General features: G+C 28.6%; 3 protein-coding genes. All 3 read right to left on the reverse strand.

Annotation, left to right across the window (positions count from 1 at the left end):
* Positions 1-693: 693 nt before the first annotated feature.
* A complete protein-coding gene (locus ACXX86_RS01820; RefSeq protein ID WP_458561025.1) occupies positions 694-10,977 on the reverse strand; it encodes a hypothetical protein in 10,284 nt (3,427 codons plus the stop codon).
* Positions 10,978-10,994: 17 nt separating this feature from the next.
* On the reverse strand, positions 10,995-14,405 hold the full coding sequence (locus ACXX86_RS01825) for a lipoprotein 17-related variable surface protein (RefSeq protein ID WP_458561026.1): 3,411 nt from the start codon (positions 14,403-14,405) through the stop codon (positions 10,995-10,997).
* 184 nt (positions 14,406-14,589) lie between these two features.
* Entirely contained in the window at positions 14,590-24,351 is a 9,762-nt protein-coding gene (locus ACXX86_RS01830) for a hypothetical protein (RefSeq protein ID WP_458561027.1), read from the reverse strand.
* Positions 24,352-24,353: the final 2 nt, after the last annotated feature.

Genomic DNA, 24,353 nt, shown 5'->3' on the forward strand with positions numbered 1-24,353 from the left:
TAATACATAGTATTAAATATATGAAAAAAAAGAAAAAAATCCCGTCAACTGGGAAAGACGGGAAAAATATTGAAATTCTTTTGATTTTGTTTTTTTTGAGTTTATTAGTTAATAGTAAAAATATTTTTTATATTAAACCTTATAAAAAATTTATGAAGTAATATATTTAATTAACACAATTAAATTATAGTTTCTTAATCATTTAAGATTTAATCTTTTATGGTTAAATAAATTACCATAAATATTGAAATTTAATTTTGTTCTTATTTTTATTATTAATATCTTGTTTGATTTAAAGAAACATTTTTCTCTTTAATAAAAAACCTTTCTGTTAAGAAAGGCACATTGAAGGTTTGAGTACTTAATATTACGCTTAATCTGACGATAAACTCTTCATATGATTATCCGTAAATTTGTAAATTTACTAGTAATTTAATCATTACTAATATTATTATAACATTATTTACATTAGTTTACATTTGATTTTGTCTTAATAATTTTGTTTTATTAATTTATTTTTTGTTTGGTTTAATAAATAATTAAATATATATACTTTAACTTGATTATAGTATACTACCTAAACTTAATCAAATTAAGATAGAGGTGGGATAATACTGAACTAGTATTCAATATAAATAATAAGTAAATAAAAAATCTAACCTATTACTAGATTAGACTTTTATTAAATTATTATTAGTTAGTTGGTTTGATTTCAAACTCAATTAAAGTATTTGCAAATTTATCTGTATGAATGAATACAGGTGCTACTTTAGAAGTACTATCTTCTTGTGATCAAATTCCAATTAATCTTAATGGTGTATTTTCAGGAGCTTTTTCATCTTCTGAAATTCCATTGTAATTTACATGGAATTGAATTGTTTTATTAGAAAAATCAGTAGAACTAGTAGATAATGCTTGTGGATTACCTTGATTATCACCTGCAAAGTATAAATTACCTTGTTGATCTTGGAAGACAGCATAACCTTTAATAGTTGTAGTAATTATTCTATTGGCATTTGCTGTATTTGGACTATATGATATTGATAAGGTTTTATTAGTATTATCTCATGTTGTAGAACCAAATGTTACATAATTATCAATTTGACTTGGATTACCATGTGTACCTGGTTTTCCAGTTAATCTTAGATTATTTTGTCCAGAGTCAGATGTTCATACTAATTTAGATTCATCATTATTAAAATCACCAGCAGGCATAGGTAGTGTGTAAGTTGCTCTTGTAGTAATATCATCTCTTAGTAATGTTATACCTTCAGTAACATCACTTGTACCATTTGTTAGATATGTAGCAGAGTTAGTTGCTTCTGTTTTATCAGCGGGAACATATTTAGTTAATGCAAATATAGAACCTGCTTTAATTCTAATATATTTTTGATGAAGTTTTCCTCAACCTAAACCATCATTTCTGTTTGTAGAACCACCAATTGTTACATAAATATAATCTGGATTATTCGGATCTCTTTTAGCTGTCATCCATTCAATAGCTTGTTTTGGCATAAATTCTGTTCAAGTAGAACTACTATTTACAAATGCTGATGCAGATTGTTTTAATTTAAAATGACTAGTTGCTTTAGTTGAAGTAGGAGTAATAAATTTACTGCTTGTTATAGTTGTATTATCACTGTTAGTTGCAAAACCTTGATGAGATGCTGCTCCAAAACCATCTGTATATTCAAATGTCATTACTGGAGTATAAGGTGCATCTGATACATATCAAGTATATGCTAATCCACTACCACTATTATATGGATGTGACTCTTTTAATGATCTAGTTGGATCATAAACTTTGAATGCTAATCCAAAGAAGAAGTTTGTATTTTGTTGTGGAAATGCTATTTCTTCAACTAAATAAGTAGATTTAACTGTTGCATAAATATCTCCACCTTTTTCTGTTCTATTTAAAGTAGTAATAACTTTATTATCGCTTTTATCTACTTTTTCAGAATAGGTTACACCACTAATTGTAAATTCTAATCTTGCTCCTAGAATTTCTTTAACATCAGCGGTTGTTAATTCTACTTGTAAAGTAGAAGTATCATTTAATCTGCTATATGAAATTTCTGAATTAGTGATATTTTTATCCGCTTCACCTTCGTGTCTTCCTTTTCTAACAACAGCAACACTTCAAGAATTTATTGTATCTCATTTAATTGTTGATTTTGGATCACTAAACTGTATATTAAATTTAGTTTTATAAGCATAGTGATTATCGGTTACAGTACTATTTTTAATTGATGCTTCCGGAGTTACTCCAACAATTTGTGGTTGCTCAATTAAAGTAGAGAATGTAGAATCTGCTGGAACATTAAAAGTAATTCTTTCTGAAGCAGGAGATAAATCGATAATTTCTTTTACTTTATATTTAGTTCCTGATAATAAACCGTCAACATCACTACTTAAATTAAATTCAATGTTACCATCTTCTGCTAATCTAATATTAACTGGTGAAGTTTTTTCAGTATTTGTAACTTCAGTTCCATCATCTGCAAGTTGCACATATCTTAAAGCTAAGTTTTTATTTCTTGCATATGTTCTATCTGTAGTTGGAACTGTAAATTTAACTTTTGCACTTGATGTTGTTGCATCAGTTCCATCAAATTGTTGTGCATTAAATTCTAATGTTGATGCAGTTCCTAAAGTTCTAAACTCTTTAGAACTTTCTAATTCTCCATTAGTATTAAATAACTTATTGTATGGAACTGCTGTATTTGAATTAGTTGTGTCAACAACAGTTGTTATTCTGTAACTGGTATATTTACTTAAATTACTAAAGTTAAATGTAACTGAATTATTTGCAACAGTTGCATTTGCTTGAACTTGATTTGCTGCTGCATTACCATCATTTGTTGCTAAAATTGCATCTAAATGTAGTGAGTGACCATTTAGTGAACCTTCTGCATCTGCAAAAGTTAATACTACTCTTGCTTCAGTTTCTGAATTAGGAGTAATTTCAATTGCGGAAATTTCTGGTTTAGTATAGAATTTATGACTATTTTGAGTTTGTAATTCATTTTTAATTGTTATTGCAGCTGATGAAGGAATTAATGTTCCCCCTATTATTTCATATTGAGAACCAGCTGATAAATTACTTAAATTAACTGTAAATGTTTTATCTGAATTAACTTCAACTAGTGCAGTGTTGAAACTTTCTGTTGTTCCTACTTTTCTATATAAAATGGATGCATGTTGACCTGATTTAGCAAATTCATCTTCAAGTGTTAAAGTAGCACTAGCACTATTTACTGTTTGACTTGAGAAAGTAATTGCAGAAACTACTGCTGTTTGTGTAATAGAAGTAAATCTTCTTTCAGAATTTGTATCTTCACTTATATTGCTATTGAAAGTTAAATCTTCTCCTGAAGTTGAATTTCTTTTAATTGCAGTAATTTTGTATTCTTGTCCTTTTACAAGATTAGTTAAATTGAATGTCGCAACACTATTATTATTATTATTATTATTATTAGACACCACTACTGTTCCTGTTGCATTTCCATTGTGATTTCCATCACCAAGTGGAGTTACTAATTCATAAGTAATTGCAACAGTTCCGTTGTTTGCAATATCTAAGTTAGTATTATCAAATCCTACTTTAACAGTTGCTTGTCCTTCTGTTGATGAAACATAAGAAATAGTTTTAACTGTTGCTTTAGTGTTGATTTGTGCAGGAGTTCCTTGAACTCTTGCAATAACTGAATCAACACTTGCTTCAGTGTTAGCTGAATCTTTAGTTAAAGTAATATCGGTAATATGATAGGTTTGACCACCAGTTAAACCGGTTAAACTAAATGCTGCTTGTTTATTAGTAATATTTACAGGAGTATTATGTGTAACTTTTCTTTCAAGTTCATTAGTTACTTGGTAAGAAATATTAGCAGTTCATCCTTTGTTTAAAAAGTCATCACTGTTTCCAAATGCAAGTGTAAAGGTTCCTGCTCCTACTTGTTTATCATCATTAGCAGTAATTGTTACTTCTGCTGTTCTTACAGAAGTTCTAAATCTCTTGTTATTATCTGTGTTAGTTGCAGTTGTGAAAACAAGATCTTTATTATTTACAGTAGCTTTAACAATTTCATATTGTTCATCTTTTTGTAAATTATTCAATTCAACAGAAATTGAAGTTTTACTATTGTAAATGAAGGAAGCAGTTAATTCAGTACTACTATTATCTGAAACTTTTCTATATGTTAGAGTTCCTTGAGTTGAAGCACTCGGTTCCCCTAAGATATCATTATTATTAACAAGATCAATAGTTAATACTGCTTTTTTCTCTGTATTTAGGTTTTTAGTTACAGAACCTAAAGCAGGTAATGTTTTAAAGTCTTTATTAACATTATCTGGAAAACTAAATTGCACATCATTTGCTTGTGGTTCACCAGTTCTTTCTTGAACTGAAATGATTTCATAAGTATCCCCTGAATCTAAACCAGTTAAATTGAAGACTACTTTTGCTTTATCTCCTTCTTTAGTTACAATAGCTGCAGTTTCAGAAGTTTTTGTTGCTCCTGTTGTTTTTGAAGAAAATACTAAGTAAAGATTTTTAGCAGTTGTATTTGGTTCAACAGTAGTACTTCCTGCTAAGAATACATCCGCTGCATCAAATATTAATGTTATAGTTGCAGTATCTTTAGCAATTGAACTTTCATCTTGAGTAATAGTATCAACAGTAGCGGTTTTTCCTGTTGTTTTAAATGTTTTGCTATTGTTATCAAAACTATCAACAAAAGGAGTTTCTGTATTATTAATTAAAACTTTCTTAATTGTATAAGTATGTTCTTTTTTCAATGCTGTTAAAGTAACAACTGCTTCTGATTTACCACTTTCAGTACTTGGTACAATTTCTGCATCACTTGAAGTAATTTCATTAGTATCATCTTTTAATGTATAAACTACTTTTAGTCTTGAACCAACATATGTTTGAGAATTATCATTAATTCTTACAGTAGCTTCAGCAGTAGTTTCATCTCCTACTGTTGAAATTGATGCAACATCTGTTGTTGTAGCAAATGTTTTATCATTTCTAGTTAATGAATCCTTAAATAAGATTAACACACCTTCAGGGTTATGTTCTGTGTTTTTAACACCAGAATTTAATTGATCTCCTTGGAAAATTACTGATAATAGTTCATAAGAAGCTTGAACAAAGTTGTCAGTTCCTACAGTAAAACTAAATGAAGCTTTTAATGTAGTTGTGTTAATAGTTCCATTTTTCTCTATAATGTCTGTTTGACCTTTTTGTCTATATTTAATAGTAATGTTGTGATATGCACTTAAATAATTTCTATCTGCATCAGCAAATTTAAGATCAAATGATGAAGTTGTAGTTGTTGAAGTTTTGTTTTCAACTGCTTCAATTGTTGCTAATTTTGGTATTACTTTGAATTTTTTATTTTCATCAGTTACTGAAGATTCAAAAATTAATGATTGTTCTTGTGAAGAAGAAGAAGAAGAAGAATCAACTAAAATAACTTCTTTAATTTTGTATCCTGTGTATTTTTCAAGATTTGAAAGTTTAATAGTTACTCTATTTGAATTAACAGTTCCAGCATCTGAAGTTAATACATCATTTTCTGCACTTTCTTTTACATATTTAATTTTAATTTGTTTATTAGTTGAAGTTTCTTTTAAGTCTTTTAGTCTAACTTCGATGTTTCAACTTTCTTCTTCATCTGCTTTAAAGTTTCTAACAACTCTAACTGTTGGAATAGTGTTAAATGCTTTTTGCTCTGCAGTTATAGTAGAAGCAAAGTTAACACTTATACCATCAATAATACCTGAAATAATTCTAACATTTGCTCCGTGTCCAAGGTTTTGTAAATCAAATGAATAAACAACAGTTCCATTTTCTACAGTAGCACTTGATAAAGTACTTTCTTTACTTTCAGAATCTTCTGAAGAACGGTATTTAATTTTTAGTTGTTTACTTGAAGTACTTAAGTAACCATCGACATCATTTGAGAATTTAACTTTAACAGTTGCACTATTATTAGTTATAGTTTCATAACTTAATTCTGTAATTTGTGCTGTTTTTGGTTCAACTGTAAATTGTTTATTAGAATCTTGAACTTCACTTGTAAATGTAAATGCAGTTAAATCACCTGTTAATTCATTTCCAGTTGCACTGTATTCAATTTTTTCAATTTTATAAGTTTTAGATTTAACTAAATTAGTTAAAGTTGCATCAATTCTTGATAAAGTAATTGTTGAATCAACTGTTAATTTAGTACTTTCTGCATCGGTTGCATAATAAGTAATTTTTACTTTCTTATTATCAAATGATCTATTGTCATTTGATCCAGATAATGGATCACGAACAATAGCATTTAATTGATAAGTAGTTTCTGCTGATGGAGCAATAATTACTCTAGAAATTAATGGTGTTGTAACTACTTGTTTATTTGAATCAGTAATTGATTGTGAAAAACTTGTTTTAGGAACACTTTCAATAGAGATTCCTGTTAATACGTATGTTGAACCAGCATCTAAACTATTAAATGTAAACTCTCCTTTTGGAACTCCACTATCATCAGTTAAAGCAACTTGTTGAGTTATTTCAGCTTCTGAACCTTGTTTTCTTAATTTTAATGTTGCAGTTTTACCAATAGTAAATGCATCAGCAGTTCCTAATTTAATAGTTACTGTTGCACTATTTAAAGTAGTAGTTGAATTTACTGTTGTTACTTCAGAAGTTTGTGAAGTTAAAGTAAATTGTTTGATATTTTCTGTAACAGTAGATAATTCATCTAATTTAGTTAAACCATCTTCTGAATTTGCTGCATTACTAATTTGTAACTCTTTAATTGTATATGAACCAGATTTGGTTAATCCTGTTAATTCAAATACTGCTCTACGGTTTGAAATGCTTACTGCACTTGTTTCTAGTTCAGTTGATGGAGTAGAAGTTGCATAGTATTTTAATTTAGCTTTAAAGTTTTCTTTTACTCTAGCATTATCTTCAATAGAAACTACAACTCTTGTAGAAGTTTCACTAATTTGGAAAAATTCATATTTTGAAACTGCTGATTTTGTTACAAATTGTCTATGACTTAATGAAGCAAGAGAATTTGTTGAAGAATCAAAGTTAGATTTATAGTTTTCAACTGTAAATCCTACAACTTCATATCTGATACCTTCTTTTAAGTTGCTTAAAGCAATAGTAAGAGTACCATTATTTATTGTTTCACCATCACCTGTTGTTTCAATAATATCTGATGAATCTTGTCCTTTATATCTTAATTTTAGTTTTTTACCATTAACAAATGAATCTTTAGTTGTATCAAAAGTTAATTTTACTGAAGCAGAATTTCTTTCAATTGAAGTAACTTCAACTTTATTAACTGTAGCACTTGTTGCAGTAACAGTAAATACTTTTGTTGTATCTAATGTACTTGCTTGTTCTGCTCCAAAATCAATTTGTTGAGTATAATCTGAAGAACCTCCTGATTTTTCATAAATACCTACTACTTCTAATGTTTCTGTTTTTGGTAAATCTGCTAAATCAAATACATATAATCCTGAATCTGAAGTTGATGTATCTTCATATTTAGTTGCTGAATCATTATCTTTTTCTGATTGTTTTTTAACAACGATTTTTAACTCTTTATTAATAATTTCTCTTTTTGCATCGTTAAATCTTACTACAATTCTTGCTTTTGCTTCTTCAGAAGTATTTACAGAAATAGAGTTTACTGTTGCTTTAGTTGAAAATTGTTTTTTATCTTCACTAACATTATCTAAAATAACATCAATGTTTTTATTATCTTTTTCACCATTAAATCCAATAATGTAGTAAACAGAACCTTCTTTTAGACTTGAGAAAGTAAATTTGTATTTTTTATTAGAAGCATCAGAAGCATCTAAAACACCGGTTGCTTCTTGAATTGCTTCATTAGATCCTCTTAATTTATATTTCATTTTTAGAGTGTAAGAGTTATCTGCAAAGAAACTATCGTGTGTAGTATCAAATGAAACATTTACAACTGCAGAGTTTTTAGTTCTAGAACTTGCATCTTCTTCAATTGTAGCAACTTTTGCACTTTGAGCAGAAGTAGTGAATTTTTTATTATCATCTGTTAATGATGTTTTTAAAGGAATATCAGTTTCAGTACCATTATTTACTAATTTAACATGAGTAATTTTGTATTCTTTGATTTTTTCTAAATTAGTTAAATCAAATACTGCTTTACCATTAATAATGTCAACTGCATCTGTAGTTGTTTCAGTAGAGTTTGCATCTGTTTTAGCATAAACTAATTTTACTTGTTTATTTTCATATTCTTGACTTGCGTCAGCAATTGAAACAATAACTCTAGCTTTTGTTTCAACTGGAGTTCTAAATTCAAATCCACTTACCCCGTTAGTTGTTCTAAAGATTTTGTTTTCTTCTGCAACTGTTTTAGCATCAAAAACAATTCTAGTTAAAGGTTTGTCATCTGCATCTGCAGCATCTTTTTTTAGTGTTAGTGAACTAACAATATATTTAATTCCTATGTCTAAACCAGTTAAATCATAAGTTAAACTGCTTCCATCTGCACTTACAGTTGTTTCAATTGTAGAATCTTGGGTTGAAACACTAGCATTCACTTTTCTGTATTTCATTATAATAGTTCTACCTGCTAAGAATTTAGATCTATCATCAAAAGTAAATACTAATTGTGAAGTTGATTCTGTTTGTGGTGTGTTAGTAATATTATTAATATTAGCTGAAACAGCTGTTGTATAGAATAGTTTTTTATCTTCTGTTATATCACTAGAAACAGCTAAAATATCATTTGGTTTAGTTGTATCTGAAGTTGTATAACCTTCAACTTCTACTGAAGTAATTTCAAAAGTTTTGTTTGGTGTTAAATTCTCTAAATCAACAACAATGTAGTTACTTTTTACTTGTGCTGTAACTGTTTTTTCTGCTGTATCTTCACCTGCTTGTGGTTGAGCATTAGCATCTGTTCTTAATTTATATTTAACAGTAGCTGTTTTTCCTTCAAAGGATTGAGTTTTATCTGTATATGAGTTATTTAAAGTAAATGTTAAACTTGCGGAAGTATCTGAGTTTGTATAGTTAATATCTTTAATTACTGGTTTTGTAATAAATCTTCTTTTAGAACCATCTAAATTAATTGAAAAATCAATTTTTAAGTTATTTTCTACAGCACTCTTGGTTGAATCTTCATCAAGAGTTAATCCAGTAATAGAATAACTTGTTCCTCCAATTAATCCAGTTAAGTCAAATTCTACTTTTAATTTGTTATCTTGTTTAGAAATTACTTTTCCTTCCACTGTTTGATTATCAGTAGCAGGTGAAGGGAAAGTAACAACATCATTAGAACCTAAAGCAGAAAATTGTAATTTTGCTTTTCTGTTTTCAATAAAATCATTGTTTGGTTCAAATTCTAGTACAACTTTTGCTGTACTTTCTTTTATGTCAGTTACATTAACATCGTTAATTAAAATATTTGAAACAGTTGGTATAAAGCTTTTGGTTGCCTGATCAAAGTTTTCAGTAAAATCAAATGCAGTGTGTTTTTCTTGATCTGCAGTTCTACCTGGTTCACTTATTCCAATTTCTGTAATAGTGTATTCTAGTAATCCTTGTAAATCTTGTAAATTGAATCTAATAAAGTTACCAATAACATTTCCTTTAACGGTTTTAACTTTAGTAGCATCATCTTTTTCTGTTTTTAGAGCATATTTTAAATATGCACTTTGTCCGTTTTTAGTATATGAATCATCTTTTAGAGTTACTGTAATAAATGCTGTTTTTTCTACTTGTGTATCAGTCGAGATTTTAGCAACAACTGGATTTGTAGATAAAATTCATTTATCTGCTTCTTCACGTGGAAGAATAGCATTTACTGCATGTTCTAAATCATCGCTATTAACTGATGAAAGTCTAAGAATTTCATATGAAGAACCTGGTTGTAAGTTAGTTAAATCTAAATCTACTTTATAGAATGTTTCTTGTTTATTATCAATTGTTTTTTCAACTTTTGTTAGAGCTAAATTAGAAAGGGTTTGAATGTTTGTATAACCTGTTTTTTGTCCGTTTTCATCTTTGCTAATTTGTGCATAAGTAACATTAATTTGTTTATTTTCAACATCTTCATCATCTCCTGAAAATAATAATTCACCTTTAGCAGTGTTTTTGGTGCTTTCAGTTTGAGTTAGTGATTTTACAATTGTAGTTGGTATTGAAGTTTTAAAAGTACGGTCTAAGTCGGCTTTTGCTTCTACTTCTCTATTATCGATTTTAACACTTGTAACTTCATAAGTAGTGTTTCTTTTTAAACCTTCTACTTTAGTTTTAAATACAACACTGTGTTTGTCGTTACCTGCTAAATCTTTACCTTCTACTAATTCTACTTTTCCTGTTAATGTTTGTGGTTGTGCACTTGTGTTATTTTGTTCTTTTACTTGAATTGTAACTTCTTTACCAACAAGAATTTTTTCTTCATCAGAGAAGAATAATTCCAGAGAAACTTCTCTTTTATTAAGATTATAGTTTAGTTTTTCTAATTCAGGTTTTGTAACAATGAAACCTGCACTTGTGCTCATTTCAAAAGTTAAGTTATCATTTGCTAAATCAACAACTTGTAGATTATAGATTTTTCCAGGTTTTAATGAAGTAACATCTAATGAAAATTCTTGTGTTTCTGCATTATATGTTGCTACTTCTGTATCAGCAATTCTATTAGTTTTAGATTCAATAATGTTAACGTTTAATTGTGGATTACTTGATAAAGTTTTTTTATATCTTTCAGGTAATGATTCAAGATCTAACTTGAATTTAACTGTAGCACTATTTAAACCAATATTAGTTGCTTCAAATTCTTTAATATTAACTGTTTCAGCTTTTTTTGTTTTGTCATTAAATAAATGTGGAACAAAAGCAGCTGTAGTACCTATGGATGCTCCAAGTAAAGCCCCTAAGGCAATTCCTTTTTTATTTTTTACTTTTTTACTCATAATTACTTCCTTTTATATTATCTTTCTTTAACATAAGGCATTAAACTTGAAATATGCACATATTTAGGTTGTTTTCCTTTTTCAAATACAACTCTAATTGCTGTTACTTCTTTTTTAATGTCTATTGTATTATGAACGTGTTGAACACCGTGGTGTCATTGGTTTTTCTTAACAATTGTATTCATATTTGCTCTTTGTCAATTGTTATTATTTGCTGTTTTATATTCTATATGATAGAATGTTTGATCTTTATAGTAAGAACCATCTCTAATAAAGATTAATTCTAAGTTATAAACATAAATTGGTTGATTGTTTTTCTTAGTGATTTCAAAATGAATATCTTGTTTTGGATTTGCATTTGTGTATCAATAGTTTTTACCAAGATACCCTCAAGATCCAACTGGAATAAATACATATTCTTTTTTTCAACTTGAACTAGGTTGTGGTGCACTAATATTTCAAGTAGCTGATCTATGTCTATTATTATAATCTTTATCTTCAGCAACAATTTTATTAAATCCGTTAAATGTTAATGAAACAGTATCAGATGCATTATTTTTAGTTACTCTAAATTGTAGTGTTGCACTTCCTTCAAAATCTTTTAATGATTGTGCCTTATTTACAACAGTAAATTGCACGTCATCTTTTTGATCGTGATATTGCAATACTTGTGGATTTAATTGAATTTCACTTGGAATTAAGTTTTTGTTAAATAACTTATCAATTTCTGCTTGATATTTTTGCTTATTAGCAATAACTCTTGCAACAATTTGTTTATCGGTTTCAAAACTTCAACTTAATTCTGTTGCAAAAGGTTTAGAGTGATTATCTTTTGAAATAGTTCCACTAATAGTTGTAGTTCTAATTCCTGTTTCTTGATTCTCACTTACTGCACTAAATGAACTTAGATTATATTGATATTGACTATCAGGAATATTAACAGCAAAATCTTCAATTACATATTCATTAAGTTTTTTGTTTTTAGATTCAGGTTTAATTACTAAAGCTAAATTTTGAACTTTTTCTGTTAATAATTCATCATAATATTGCTCTTCAGTTTTGAAGTTAGTGAAATTATCAATAATGTAAGTTTTACTTTTTTCTTCTTTTGTTATTTTAACCACAATAGAAATTGATCTTTGATCTTCATTTATACTAAAACTTTCTACTGAATAACTTAAATTATTATTTGTATTATTAATTGAAAAGTTTTCTTTTTGAATTTTACTAAATCTTAAAGTAGAGTTATTTATACTTACATCTAAGTGTGGAGCATTTTCAAATTCTTCATCAACTGGCTCACTAACTACTGGTTCTTCTGTAGTTGGTTCACTTGCAGTGTTTCCATTTGGTTCTGATACAACAGGTTGTTCTTCGTTTGATGTTGATACTGCTGGTTCAACAGGTTCTGATGAATTATTTGAAACTGGTTCATTATCTGTTGTTGTATTATCGGAATTATTTGAAGGGTTTTCTGTAACTGTAGCAGGTTCATTTTCTGTTGGTTGTGAAACGGTAGTTGTGTCTGTTTTATCATTTGAATCAGTGCTTGAAGTTGTTGTAGGTTCTTGAATTGAATCATCAGTATTTACAACTTTAGAAGAATCATTTGAAGAAGGTTCGCTTGAAACAGAAGGTTGTTCATTATCATTTAAAGTAGTTGGTTGTTCTACTGTTGGTTCTTCTTGCACTGGAGTTACTGGTTGATTTACAGCAGGTTCTGAATCACTATTAGTTGTAACAGGTGGATTTTCTTGATTTGTTGTTGAGATATTATCATCTGTATTAGTTATATTTTCTTGTTCATATTGATATTGTTTAATATAAGGCATTAAACTTGAAATATGTGTGTAATATGTTGGTTGTTTTCCTTTTTCAAATACAACTCTAATTGCTACAACATCTTTTTTGATATCAATTTTGTTATGAATATGTGGAATAGCATTATGTACTTGATCTCACTTAACATTTGTTGACATATCTGCTTTTTGTCATTGTCCATCTGGTGTAGTTTTATATTCAATATGATAGAAATCATTGTCATTATAATATCCACCATAATGCATAAAGATTAATTCTAAATTATAAACATAAATTGGTTTATTGTTTTTCTTAGTAATTTCAAAAACAATATCTTTTGATTTATCTGAATTAACATATCAATAGTTTCGCCCTATTTTACCACCAAGACCAACTCTTGTAAATACATATTCTTTTTTATAACTTGTACTATCTGATTCTGGTGCATTAATATTTCAAGTAGCAGATCTATGAGTATTATTGTAATCTTTATCTTCAGCAACAATTTTATTAAATCCATTAAATGTTAATGATAATGAAGCAGCAGAATCATTTTTTCTTACTTCAAATTGTAATCTTGCAGTTCCTTCAAAATCATTTAATTCTTCTGCTCTATTAAAGATAAAATACACATCTTCTTTTGAATCATAATATTGAATCTTTTCTGAACTTAAAGATATTTCAGCAGGGATTAGTTTTTTATTTAGAATCTTATCAATTTCTGCTTGATAAACTTGTTTGTTTTTTATTACCCTTGCTAATACTTCTCTATCTGTTTCAAAGTTTCAAGTAACTGTTTTGTTAAAACTTTGAGAATGATTATCTTTAGAAATAGTTCCACTAACAACAGTAGTTCTTATTCCTGTTTCTTGATTTGATTGCACTGTTGAAAGTGAAGTTAATTCATAAGTAAAATTATTATCTTGGTTATTTAGTTCAAAATTATTGATGGTATATTCATTTGCTTTTTTATTTTCATTACCTGCAATAAGATGCACTTGTAATGCTTCTGTTTTAGAATTCAATAATTCAATGTAATATTGCTCTTCAGTTTTGAAGTCAGTAAAATTATCAATGGTGTAAGTTTTACTTTTATCTGCTTTTATTATTTTAACAACAACAGAGATTGATCTTTGATCGTCATTTAGTCTAAAACTTTCTACTGAATAACTTAAATTATTATTTGAGTTGTTAATTGAAAAGTTTTCTTTATGAATTTCACTAAATCTTAAAGTGGAGTTATCAATATTAACTTCTAATTGCGGAGCATTTTCAAATTCTTGATCTCCTGATTCAACTATTGGTTCTTCTTTTTTATTTTCAACAGTGGTGGGTGGATTTTCTTTTGAAGGTGATACTGATTTTTCTGTTTCTACTTCTTTAGGTTTTACATTTGTTTCTGTTTTAGTTTCAATTTCTTCTTTTTTCTTTTTTTGAATAGAACCATTTTCATTAACTTTTGGTTCTTTATCTAAATTTGTTTGGTTATTTGAAGTTGCTTCAGTTGGTTGAATGGAAGTAGGTGTATCGTTTTTTTTGAAAAAATAATATCCAGCAACCGCTGTAGTTCCTGCTGCTACTGCAGTAGTTGCAATTGCAGATAAAATTATTTTCACTTTTTTACTCATTAGAATTCCCTTCTTTTGACTCTATTATATTTATAAATATAATAATTATATCATTTTTAGCAAAAAAACAAATTTTTATAATTTTTATGGGCAAAAATGCACTAAAAAATAGAAAAATTTTCTTATTTTAATGTCTTGATAAAACAGAAAAATACATCCTAAAGCTAGAATGTATTTATTAAAATTATCTTTTGAATTGAATTTCTTTGTATGAATTATCTACTTCTGTTCAGTTCATTGGGTATAAGAAAGTTCCATAACCATTTCTTGAGAAAATAACATTTACAAATCTAAGTGTTTCATTTTCTTCTGGTAATTGAGAAAGTGGAATTGTTGTATTTTTAAGATCAAATTCAATTTCTGCAGTGTCATATTGATTTGTTCCATCTGCACTAGGTCTATAAGTAATATTTCTTAAAAAGTCTAATCCTTGACCATTTTTATCTCCAAATACATATTCATCACCTTTTGAATTAACAAATAAAGCATAAGCAATAAATCCTTTACCATTATTTGTATCTGTATTTAATCCACCAGTAGGTGGGGTTGTATTTGGTAAATCAATAATTGCTTTTAATTTCCCTGTATTTTCATTGTATTCAACTCTATTTAAAGAAATTTTTCCTTTGTCATAAACTCCGGTGTTAGAGTTAAATATTGTAGGTCCAAAATTTAAATCTCAGAAATTAGAACTTCCATCAGCGGTTCCTATGAAACTTGTTCCAGAACCAGTTAATAAAGGACTTTGATAATTTTCTCAAACAGTAGATGATTTAGAAGCAAACAGTGTTTTTTCATTTTGAATTTTAAAGTCATTTAAATCAAAGTTGAATATTTTAGCAATTAAATAATCACGAGATGCTTCATTTCTTGTTCCACCTGCTGTTATTCTAATTTTTATATCAACCATATCAGCATTTTCACCAGTAGTTTCACGATTAATTCATAAAATTTCTTTCTTAAATGCTTTTGTAACGTTAGTTCAATCTCTACCTTCTGCTCTAAATTTTCATTTGTCTAATGGTGGTAAATTATTGTTATTTAAATAGTTTCTATTTGGTAAATCACCATCAGGATAAGGAGTATTAAGTCCTGCAGGTCTTGTAGTTCCATAACTTGCAATTGCTCATCATTGATTTTGTTCTTCGGTTGTTGATCTATCTTGTTCTAATCCAGAATTATAATAGAAATTATTTCTACTTAATCCTGCTCATGCTTGTCCTGTAAAGTTAATAAAGGATTGTTTAGCTCTTAAGATAAAACTTAAAGCATTACCTGTTGTTGTAGGTTGTTCATTTGTGAGTCCATTTGGTGATAAAAATTCTCTTCTATTATCACTAGGAGCATAATTATATGCTCCAGTTGCTGAACCAAAGTTAGTTAAGGTTTGTTTTGGATCGTAAACTTTAAGATTGAATTCAATATCATAACCAGTTGTAACAACACCAGAAAGAGATGTAGTTACATATCTTTCTTGAGTTTCTAAGTCGATAGTACTTGTTGTATTATTAATGGTTTTTTCATTAATAAAGGTTCCTGAAATTGAATGAGTTTTCTCTAAGTTATCAAAGTAGCTAAAGTCTATCTCTAACTTATTAACTCTTCCTACTCATTTAAGGATATCTCCTTTAATATCAAAAGTTAAAGTTGTGGTATTAGTTGAGTTATCTCTTGTATAAGAACGATTAATGAATTGTAAATCACTTACAATTTGTTCTGATCCAGATTTACTATTTTTAAGTTGGAAGTTTCATGAGTTAATTAAGTTTGTATTTAAAGCATCGTTAGGATCACTAAAAGTTACACTAACATGTGATAAGAAGGTGTTATTTTTACCTTCTGGGTTATCAGTTGAAGTTATTTGTGCTCCAGTAATAACAGGACGTGCTATTTTGGTTTCAAAGAATTTGGTTTCGTGTGCTGAAATATTAATTGAATTAGAAATACTAAAGGTTATAGCGTTTTCATCTGGTTGTGATTTTAGTCCTAATATTTCATATTTTTTACCTGATTGCACGTCATTAGAATCTAAAGCAAATGTTACAGTAGCAATTTGTCCATTTAAAGTAACGGTTGCAGCTGTTGCATTAGTTTTAGCGGTTGCTGAAGTTGTATCTTCTGCTTCTTTATAATATAGTTTTACTTGTTTATTATTTAAGTATTTATCTTTAGCTGCAAAAGTTAAAGTGACATCAACTCTATTTGTTGTGTTATTAGCATTACTAATAGAAGTAATAGTTGCAGTATTACCTAATGTAGTAAATTGTTTATTTTGTTCTGTTACACTTTCATAATAATTTAAAGTATTATTATCTATTTTTATAGTGTCAATTGTATATGTTGTTTCTTTAGCTAAATTTCTAATTACAAAAGTTGCTACTTGATTACTATCAACTGTTGCATAAATATCTTGATCAATACCTTGAAGTCTTAAAATAGCAAGTTTTCCTATTACTCTTGTTGGTTCATAATCTTTTAAGGTTACAGTTAATGTAGCACTTTCTTCTTGCGTTGTGTTTGCAACTGTTTTAATACCTACATAAGAAGCAAATTCTGTATTTACTCCATTATCTATATTAAATCCTACACTTTGGTGAGCTGAACCGCTTCCAGGCACTGTATTTTCAAAACGAATTACTCTGTATTTTTTACCATTTTTTAAACCACTTAAATTAAATACAGCATTGTTGTTTTCAATAATTACATCAGCAGATAAAAGTGGTTGACCCACAAGGTTATTAGAGTCATCTAATTCTTGATAAACTACTTTCAAGTTTCTTGTATTTACATAACTATCAATAGTTGCAATAGTTGCAGTAATTCTTGCTTCTGTATTTATTATATTAGAATATGCAATATTAGTAATTGTAGCAGTAGTTCCTGAAGTACTAAATTGTTTGTTTTCTACAGTAATATTATTATCTCAACTATATGTATTATCACCTATAGTTAAACTTCTAACATTGTATTGAGTGTCTTTATATAAATTACTTAAATCAAATCTAATAGTTTTATTTGTTTTATCAAAGAAAACATTTTGAACTGTATTATAAGCACTAAAATCAGTAGAATCAGGTGCTCCTTTTGAAAGAACAATTGTTCCTGTAGAATTATCTGCTATATCAGAAACATCACCTTTTAACCTTATTGTAACAACAGCTGTTGTTTGATCTATAGTTCCTTTTGTTATTAAATCAATTACAGGAGTTGTACTAAATGTTTTAATAACATTTTGTTTGTATTGATTTTCAGTTAAAGTAAATGCTGGAAATGGTTGATTACTTATGCTTATACTTACTTCTTCAATACGTACAGCACTAATTTCATATTCAGCACCTGGTTCTAATCCTGTAATATTTAATTCTAATTTTTTTGTATTAGCATCGATTTGTCCTTGAATTGTTGCAGGTGTATCGTTTGTCCCTCTTTTTCTGTAAGATACAGTAATTCTTTTTCTATTTCTTAATAAGTTTTCATCTGCTTTAGCAAAACTTATAGACATTTTTGCACTTGTTGTAGTTTTTTCACCATATTCAATATTTGTAACAGTAGCATAATTACTATTACTATTAAATCTTGAACCATCATCTAAATTGTATCCAGTTGGTGAGTTAACAGTAGGAACTCCATCAATAAGAATACTTACGATTTGATATCTAGATTCTTTGGAAAGTAATCCTTGAAATTCTATTCAGAAAGTGTTGTAATCTCTGGGTGCTACTTGATTAACTACCATTTCTTCATATTTACCAGTTGCTATGTTATAAATTCTTAATTTAATAGCACCGGGAATATTTTGTAATCTATTTCCGGGATTTGCAGCATTAATAGCAACTAAATCTTTTAAACTACTTACAGATGCTTTAACAGTTACTCTAGCACCATTTTCTTCCACAACATTACCTTCTGCTGCACTTAAACCGACATTATATCCAATAACCCCATCTGGTGTTAATAGATCTTTCATTTCTGGTGTTAAATTATTAGCAAAACTAATTGTTATATTTTCATTTGTATCTACTGTCTGTAAACTTTCAATTCTATATTTTGCCCCTTGTATAAGTCCTTTAAATGCTACTGATCTTGGTTCAGTTCCATCGCTTGTAGCAGTTTGAATATTAGAACTATAACTTGAAGTATTATTAATTTGATTTCCGTTAGCATCAATTCTTCCTTGAAGGATGAATTTGATTGTAGAACCACGAACAATAATGTCTTGACCATCTTGTTTTGCTACTGTAATAGCATCACCGTGAACGTGTACTCCGTTGTCTGGTTGTACTTTGTAGTATTTTAGTTTTAGTGCTTTACCATTCATAAAGGAGTCAACGTCAGAGTCAAAACTTAGTGTTACTTGTGCTTTTGATTTGTTAGCATCTAATCATTTATAACTAATACCTGTAACAGTTGCAGTTGTTGGTTGTGTTCTAAAGGTTTTAGCACTTTCTTGAACTGTGGTTTCGTATTCAAGAATTTGAGCAGTTGAAGAACCAATACTTAATCCTAAAATGGTGTATGTATCATTTTTAGGTAATCCAGTTACATTGAATGTAACTTGGTGTTGATCGTTAAAGTTAGCAGTTGACTCTACTGTAGTGATGGCATTTGTGGAGTTGTTTACAATGTGCACAAATGCTTTTTTGTTTACAAGAGAAGTGTCTTGAGTTTGTAAAGTCATTGTGAATGATGCTGAATTTTCAGTAGTTGTAATAGCACTAATTGCATTAATTGTTGATAAAGTACTAAAGATTTTATCACTTAGATCTTCTAAACTAATAGTTGTATTAGTATCATTATTTTCACTAATGATTACTTCAGTTAGAGTATAACCTGTTCCTGAAGATAAGGTTTTACTATTTATTAATGTTTGAGCATTAACATTAATGATTAATGAACCTTCATCATTAATTGTTGCTGCAGTAGTTTCAAACTCTTCACTTCCTTTTGTGAATTTAAGTTTTGCTTGTTTATTAACTAAATATCAATCTTTGTTAATATCAAAGTTAAGTGATAATAATACTGAATCTTTAGATGCTTCAATAGTTTGTAAACTAGTTGCTCTTGCTTGTTTAGCAGTAGTTTTAAATCTTCTAGAAGCATTGTTTGAATCATTTATTGTACTATTAAATTCAATAGTAGTTCCATCTACTATTACTTCATCAATAACAAATTGATTATTTTTATCTAAGTTAGTTAAGTTAAAGGAAACAGAGTTATTAGTAATGGTTGCATCAGAAGTGTAAAGGGTTTGTGAACCATTAGTTGCACTACTAATAGAAACATTTGCTATTTTACCATTTAGTGAATGTAATCCATCACCAAAAGTTAAAGTTAATCCTATTTGTGTATCACTGTCATTTGTTGTAGGAACAGTAGAAGTAATAGCACTTACAACTGGTAAGGTTGAAAAGTCTTTATTAACATTAGTTTTAAAGTCAACGCTTACACCATCGATGTTAATAGAAACCGCACTAAATCCTGCTCCTTCTTCTAAGTTGTCTAAGTTAAAGGTTAAGGAGTTAGTTGCAGAGTTAACTATAGTTGCACTTGATGTTTGGTTAGTGCTTCCATCTTTTTTATTAATGTAAGTTAAAGTTGCACTTTTGTCTGCAAGGAAAGTATCCACAACTCTATCAAATTGGAATGTAACACTTGTTGAAGATTTAGTTTTACTATTTGCATCTTCAATAATACTAATTACAGTTGCACTTGTTGCACTTGTAGTAAAGTCTCTAATTCTATCAGTTTGATTTTCAGTTGTAAATGATTTATCTAATTCAATAATTCTGTAATCATTTGCAGATTCTTCTAATGAAACATCTTGTAAGATGTATTTAGTGTTTTTATCTAAAGACTCTAATGTAAATGTTGCACTGTTATTTGTAACAGTTGCAGTAGCGGTTTTTAATGTTCCGTTTGCTGCTGAAGCAAATTTAATTAATGCTTGTTTATTATTAAAGGTTTTATTAGTGTCAGCATTTTTAAATGTAACAGTAATAGTTGCATCTTGTTGATGCACTGTTGTTGCTACAACATTTTGCACTACTCCTAATGTGTAGAAAGTAGTAGAATCGTTAGTAATATTAGCAATATTATCAATTGTAATTCTGCTTGCGTTGTATTGTGAACCTTCTTCTAAATTAGTTAATTCAAAATCAGCGTGAATGGTTCCAAGAGTGTTTTTAACAGTTGCAGTAGCAGTTTGTTCACTTCCGTCTTGCACGGTGTAATGTAAAGTTACTTGTCTTTCATTTAAGTAAGCATCAATGTTATCAAATACATAAGAAACAGTTGCAGAATTTTTAGTTACATCTTCAACAGTAATTCTGGAAACAGCAACATTAGTTGCAGTTGTATTAAAGGTTTTAGCAATTCCTGTTTTGATTGTAATGTCTTCAAAGTTAGAGTTTAAAACATTAGCTTTAACTCCTACAACTTCATATTCTGTAAATTTATCTAAATCGCTTAAAGCAATAGAAATTTGGTTATTTTCAATTGTTTGACCTGTAGTTAAAGTGGTTGAATTAATTTGACTAACAGCGTTAGTTGTTTTATTTAAAATGGAAAGAATTACATTTTTACCATTGTAGTTATTTTGTGAATCAGCAAAGTGTACTACTACTGTAGCAGTTCTTTCTGCTACGTCATTGAAGTTAAATGAATTAACAAGTGGTCTTGTATAAACAAATCTTTTATCTACTTGCACAGAAGATGCAAAAGCAATGCTAATTGCTTCGCTAGAACCATCTGCTAATGCAAAGTTAGTAATGTTGTATTTAGTTCCTGCTTCTAATGTTTCTGCGTGGATTCTTAAAATTCCACTTTGTACTGTTCCTCTTGCAACTACTGTTTCAGTAGAATTATCTTTGGTTAATGTAACATCTACTTGTTTAGTATCCATGAATTTGTCGATAACATTATCGAATGCTAATTCAAAAGTTACATCATTATCACCATTAGTAATTTGATTTAAGGAAATTACTTTTGATGTTGTGGAAGGTGTTGTAAATTTATTAGTTTCTTGATCAAATGAAGTTATTCTTGGTACTTCAATTCCGTTAATTGAAATTTTATCTAATGTGTAACTTGTAACTTTTTCTAAGTTATTTAAAGTTACAGTTACCTTTTTAGAGTTGAATTGATCTAGTGTTAAATCTTGTTCTACAAAGGCAGAAACTCCATCTGCATTAGTGTATGCTACTTTAATTTTACCTTGAGCTTTTAAGTATGCAGGATCTGCATTAACAAAGCTTAAGTCAAAAGTTGCAGAATTTTCAGTTAAATTAGTTCTGGTAATTAAAGAAACTGCTGGTTTAGTATAGAAAGTTTTATTAGAATCTAAAGTAGTAGGGATAACAAAACGGTAGTCTGCTTCTTGTAATGCTTCATTTCCTGCTGCTGGTTCAATGTGTGGTAATAATTTAGTTACTATGTATTTTTTACCTTCAGCTAAATTAGTTGCATGAGCATTAGCAACTCCTAATTCATCAATAGTTGTTGTTACTTTTTGCTCTGTAGCGTTTGCATCATCTGCTTCTTTAAAGTAAACATCTACTTTTTTATTAATTAAAATAATGTCAGAGTTTAAATCAAAGGAAAGTAGGATATCTGCACTGGTTTCACTTTCGTTTTCAAAACGGATGTTTTGCACATCAAATTGTTTTGCAGTTGTAGTAAAACTATTGTCTGCTCTAGAACTTACTTCACTTCCATAGAAAGTTGGTAATTCAATATCAAATTGAATTCCTGTAATTTGGTATTCTACACCTTTTAATAAACCAGTTATATTAAAGGTTACACCATCTTCATTGATTTCAACTAATTCAGTTGATTTAGGTGAAGATTGTAAAGTTTCTTGTCCTTCTTTAGAATTATTTACTTGGTAAATTAATTTTGCTTTTCTATGTGAAGGTGATTTAGAACCATCTTCTGCTTCGGTTGTAGTAATAGTTTTAATAGCATCAGCAAAAGTTACTTTAATAGTTGCACTAGTATCAGTAATGTTTGATGATTCAATTTTTCTAATTCTTGAGTTTGTAGTAAATTCTTTTTGGCTTTCATTATCTGCTTTTAAAACAGTTTCAATATCTGTTGTATCTTTTAATCTTACAGATAGTAATTTATAAGTTGTACCTGCATCTAATGGTTCTGCTGCTGGTGTAGGTGTTGCCAAAGCATCATCTGTATTTTTATTAATAGCAGTTGAGTTTCCTCCAAGTTCAAAAGTTGCTTTTAAAGCATTAGCAACAGCTTCAACGGTGTATTCTTGCTCACTTGCAGGATTAATTTTTTTGTAAGTTAAAACAAGGGTTTTTCCACTTAAAAAGTTGTTTTCTGGATCATAAACTAAATTAACAGTAGCAGAGTTGTGTCCTGCTTTTGCAAATCCTTGAATGTGTAAATCTGCTTGTCCAACAACTGTTGTAAATGATCTTAAGTTTTCATCTTGATCAATAGCATTATTAAAAGGTAAATTGAATGAATCTTCTGGGTTGTTTTTTGGTGTAATTTTTACTTTAGCAATTTTATATGTTATTCCTTGTAGTAAATCGGTAGCAGTAAAAGTAGCGGTATAAACATCTGCTGTACCTTCTTTTTTAGTTAAAACTTGTTTTTGAATTGCTTTATCATTAAATGGTTCTAATGAAACTTCAATAGATGCACCATCTAAATTTCCTTTATTTTCTTGGGAAATAATGTCAATTGTGAATGTTTTTTGTTTTGGTTCTCTTGGTCCAAAAGTAATAGCACTTACTGCTTCTTGAGTACTAAAGAATAATGCTTTAGAGTCTGGTGATCTTAAAGTATCTTTAAATTCAACTGAAGAGTCTGCTGCTTCAATAGAAACAATTTCGTATTCTGTTCCTTCTTGTAAAGTTGATGATGCATTTTTGGCATTAAAGTCAAAAATAGATGAGTTACCAATAACGGTAGAAGTGATTTCTTTTATTTCACTTGTACCTTTGATTTTGTATTTTAATTTTGTGCTTTTACCAACTAATGAAATTTCTGGTTCGTCATTTGATTTTAGAAAACCTACTGAAATTTGTCCAGTATTTGTTCCCATTTTAATTGTTTGCACGTTATTTACTTCTAGTTTAACTGGTTTAGTTTCAAATGTTGATTTTGCTTCAACGTCATAAGGAACGGCAATTTCTCTTTGTGAAACAATCCCGTTGTATTCGTTTTCATCAACGATTGCTACGTATTCAATTACATATTTTCTTGCTGGTTGTAATCCCTTGATAACAAATTGTGCTTTTCCGTCTTTAATTTCAACAGCTTGGTCAAAAGAAATTCTTGTTTCGTCATTTTTAATATCGCTTGGATTGTCAGAAGCATTTCCTTGTGACACTGTTGTGTAGTGGTATTTTAAAATTGCTTTCTTACCATCTAGAGATTTAATTTCATCAGCAAATTTAACAGTAACTTGTTGTTCTCTGGAGTTTAAACTACTTGTTTCAAATTGAGAAACGTTAGCTTTAGTTACAACTGTTTTTTTGTTTTCGTTTAAAACATTAAATTTCTTTTTCTCTTTTGTAATGCTTTTTGAATCAGTTTCAAAAGAAATTTCATATTGTCTACCAGCTAACAGTTTGTTTTCAAATCCAGTTGAATCAAAACTTCATTTTCTTAAACTCTCAACATATCTTGCATCCCCAGATTGCACAACATTTTTGTTTGCATCTAAAATGGAAACTTTAATAGGTGTTCCATTCAGTCTATAAGTTTGTTCATCACTAAAAGCAAAATCAAAAGCAACACTAGTATCTGTTGTTTTTGAAAAGTTTTGTTCTATATCAATAACATCATATTGGATTTCTTTTCAATTTTTAAAAATGAAAAAAGGAGCCAATATACCAGAACCTATAACCGCTCCACCAAAAGCTAAGGCAATTATAGCCGCTAATTTTTTAGTAAATTTTTTATTTTTTTTATCTTCCATAA

The organism is Mycoplasma sp. CB776 (assembly GCF_054343395.1).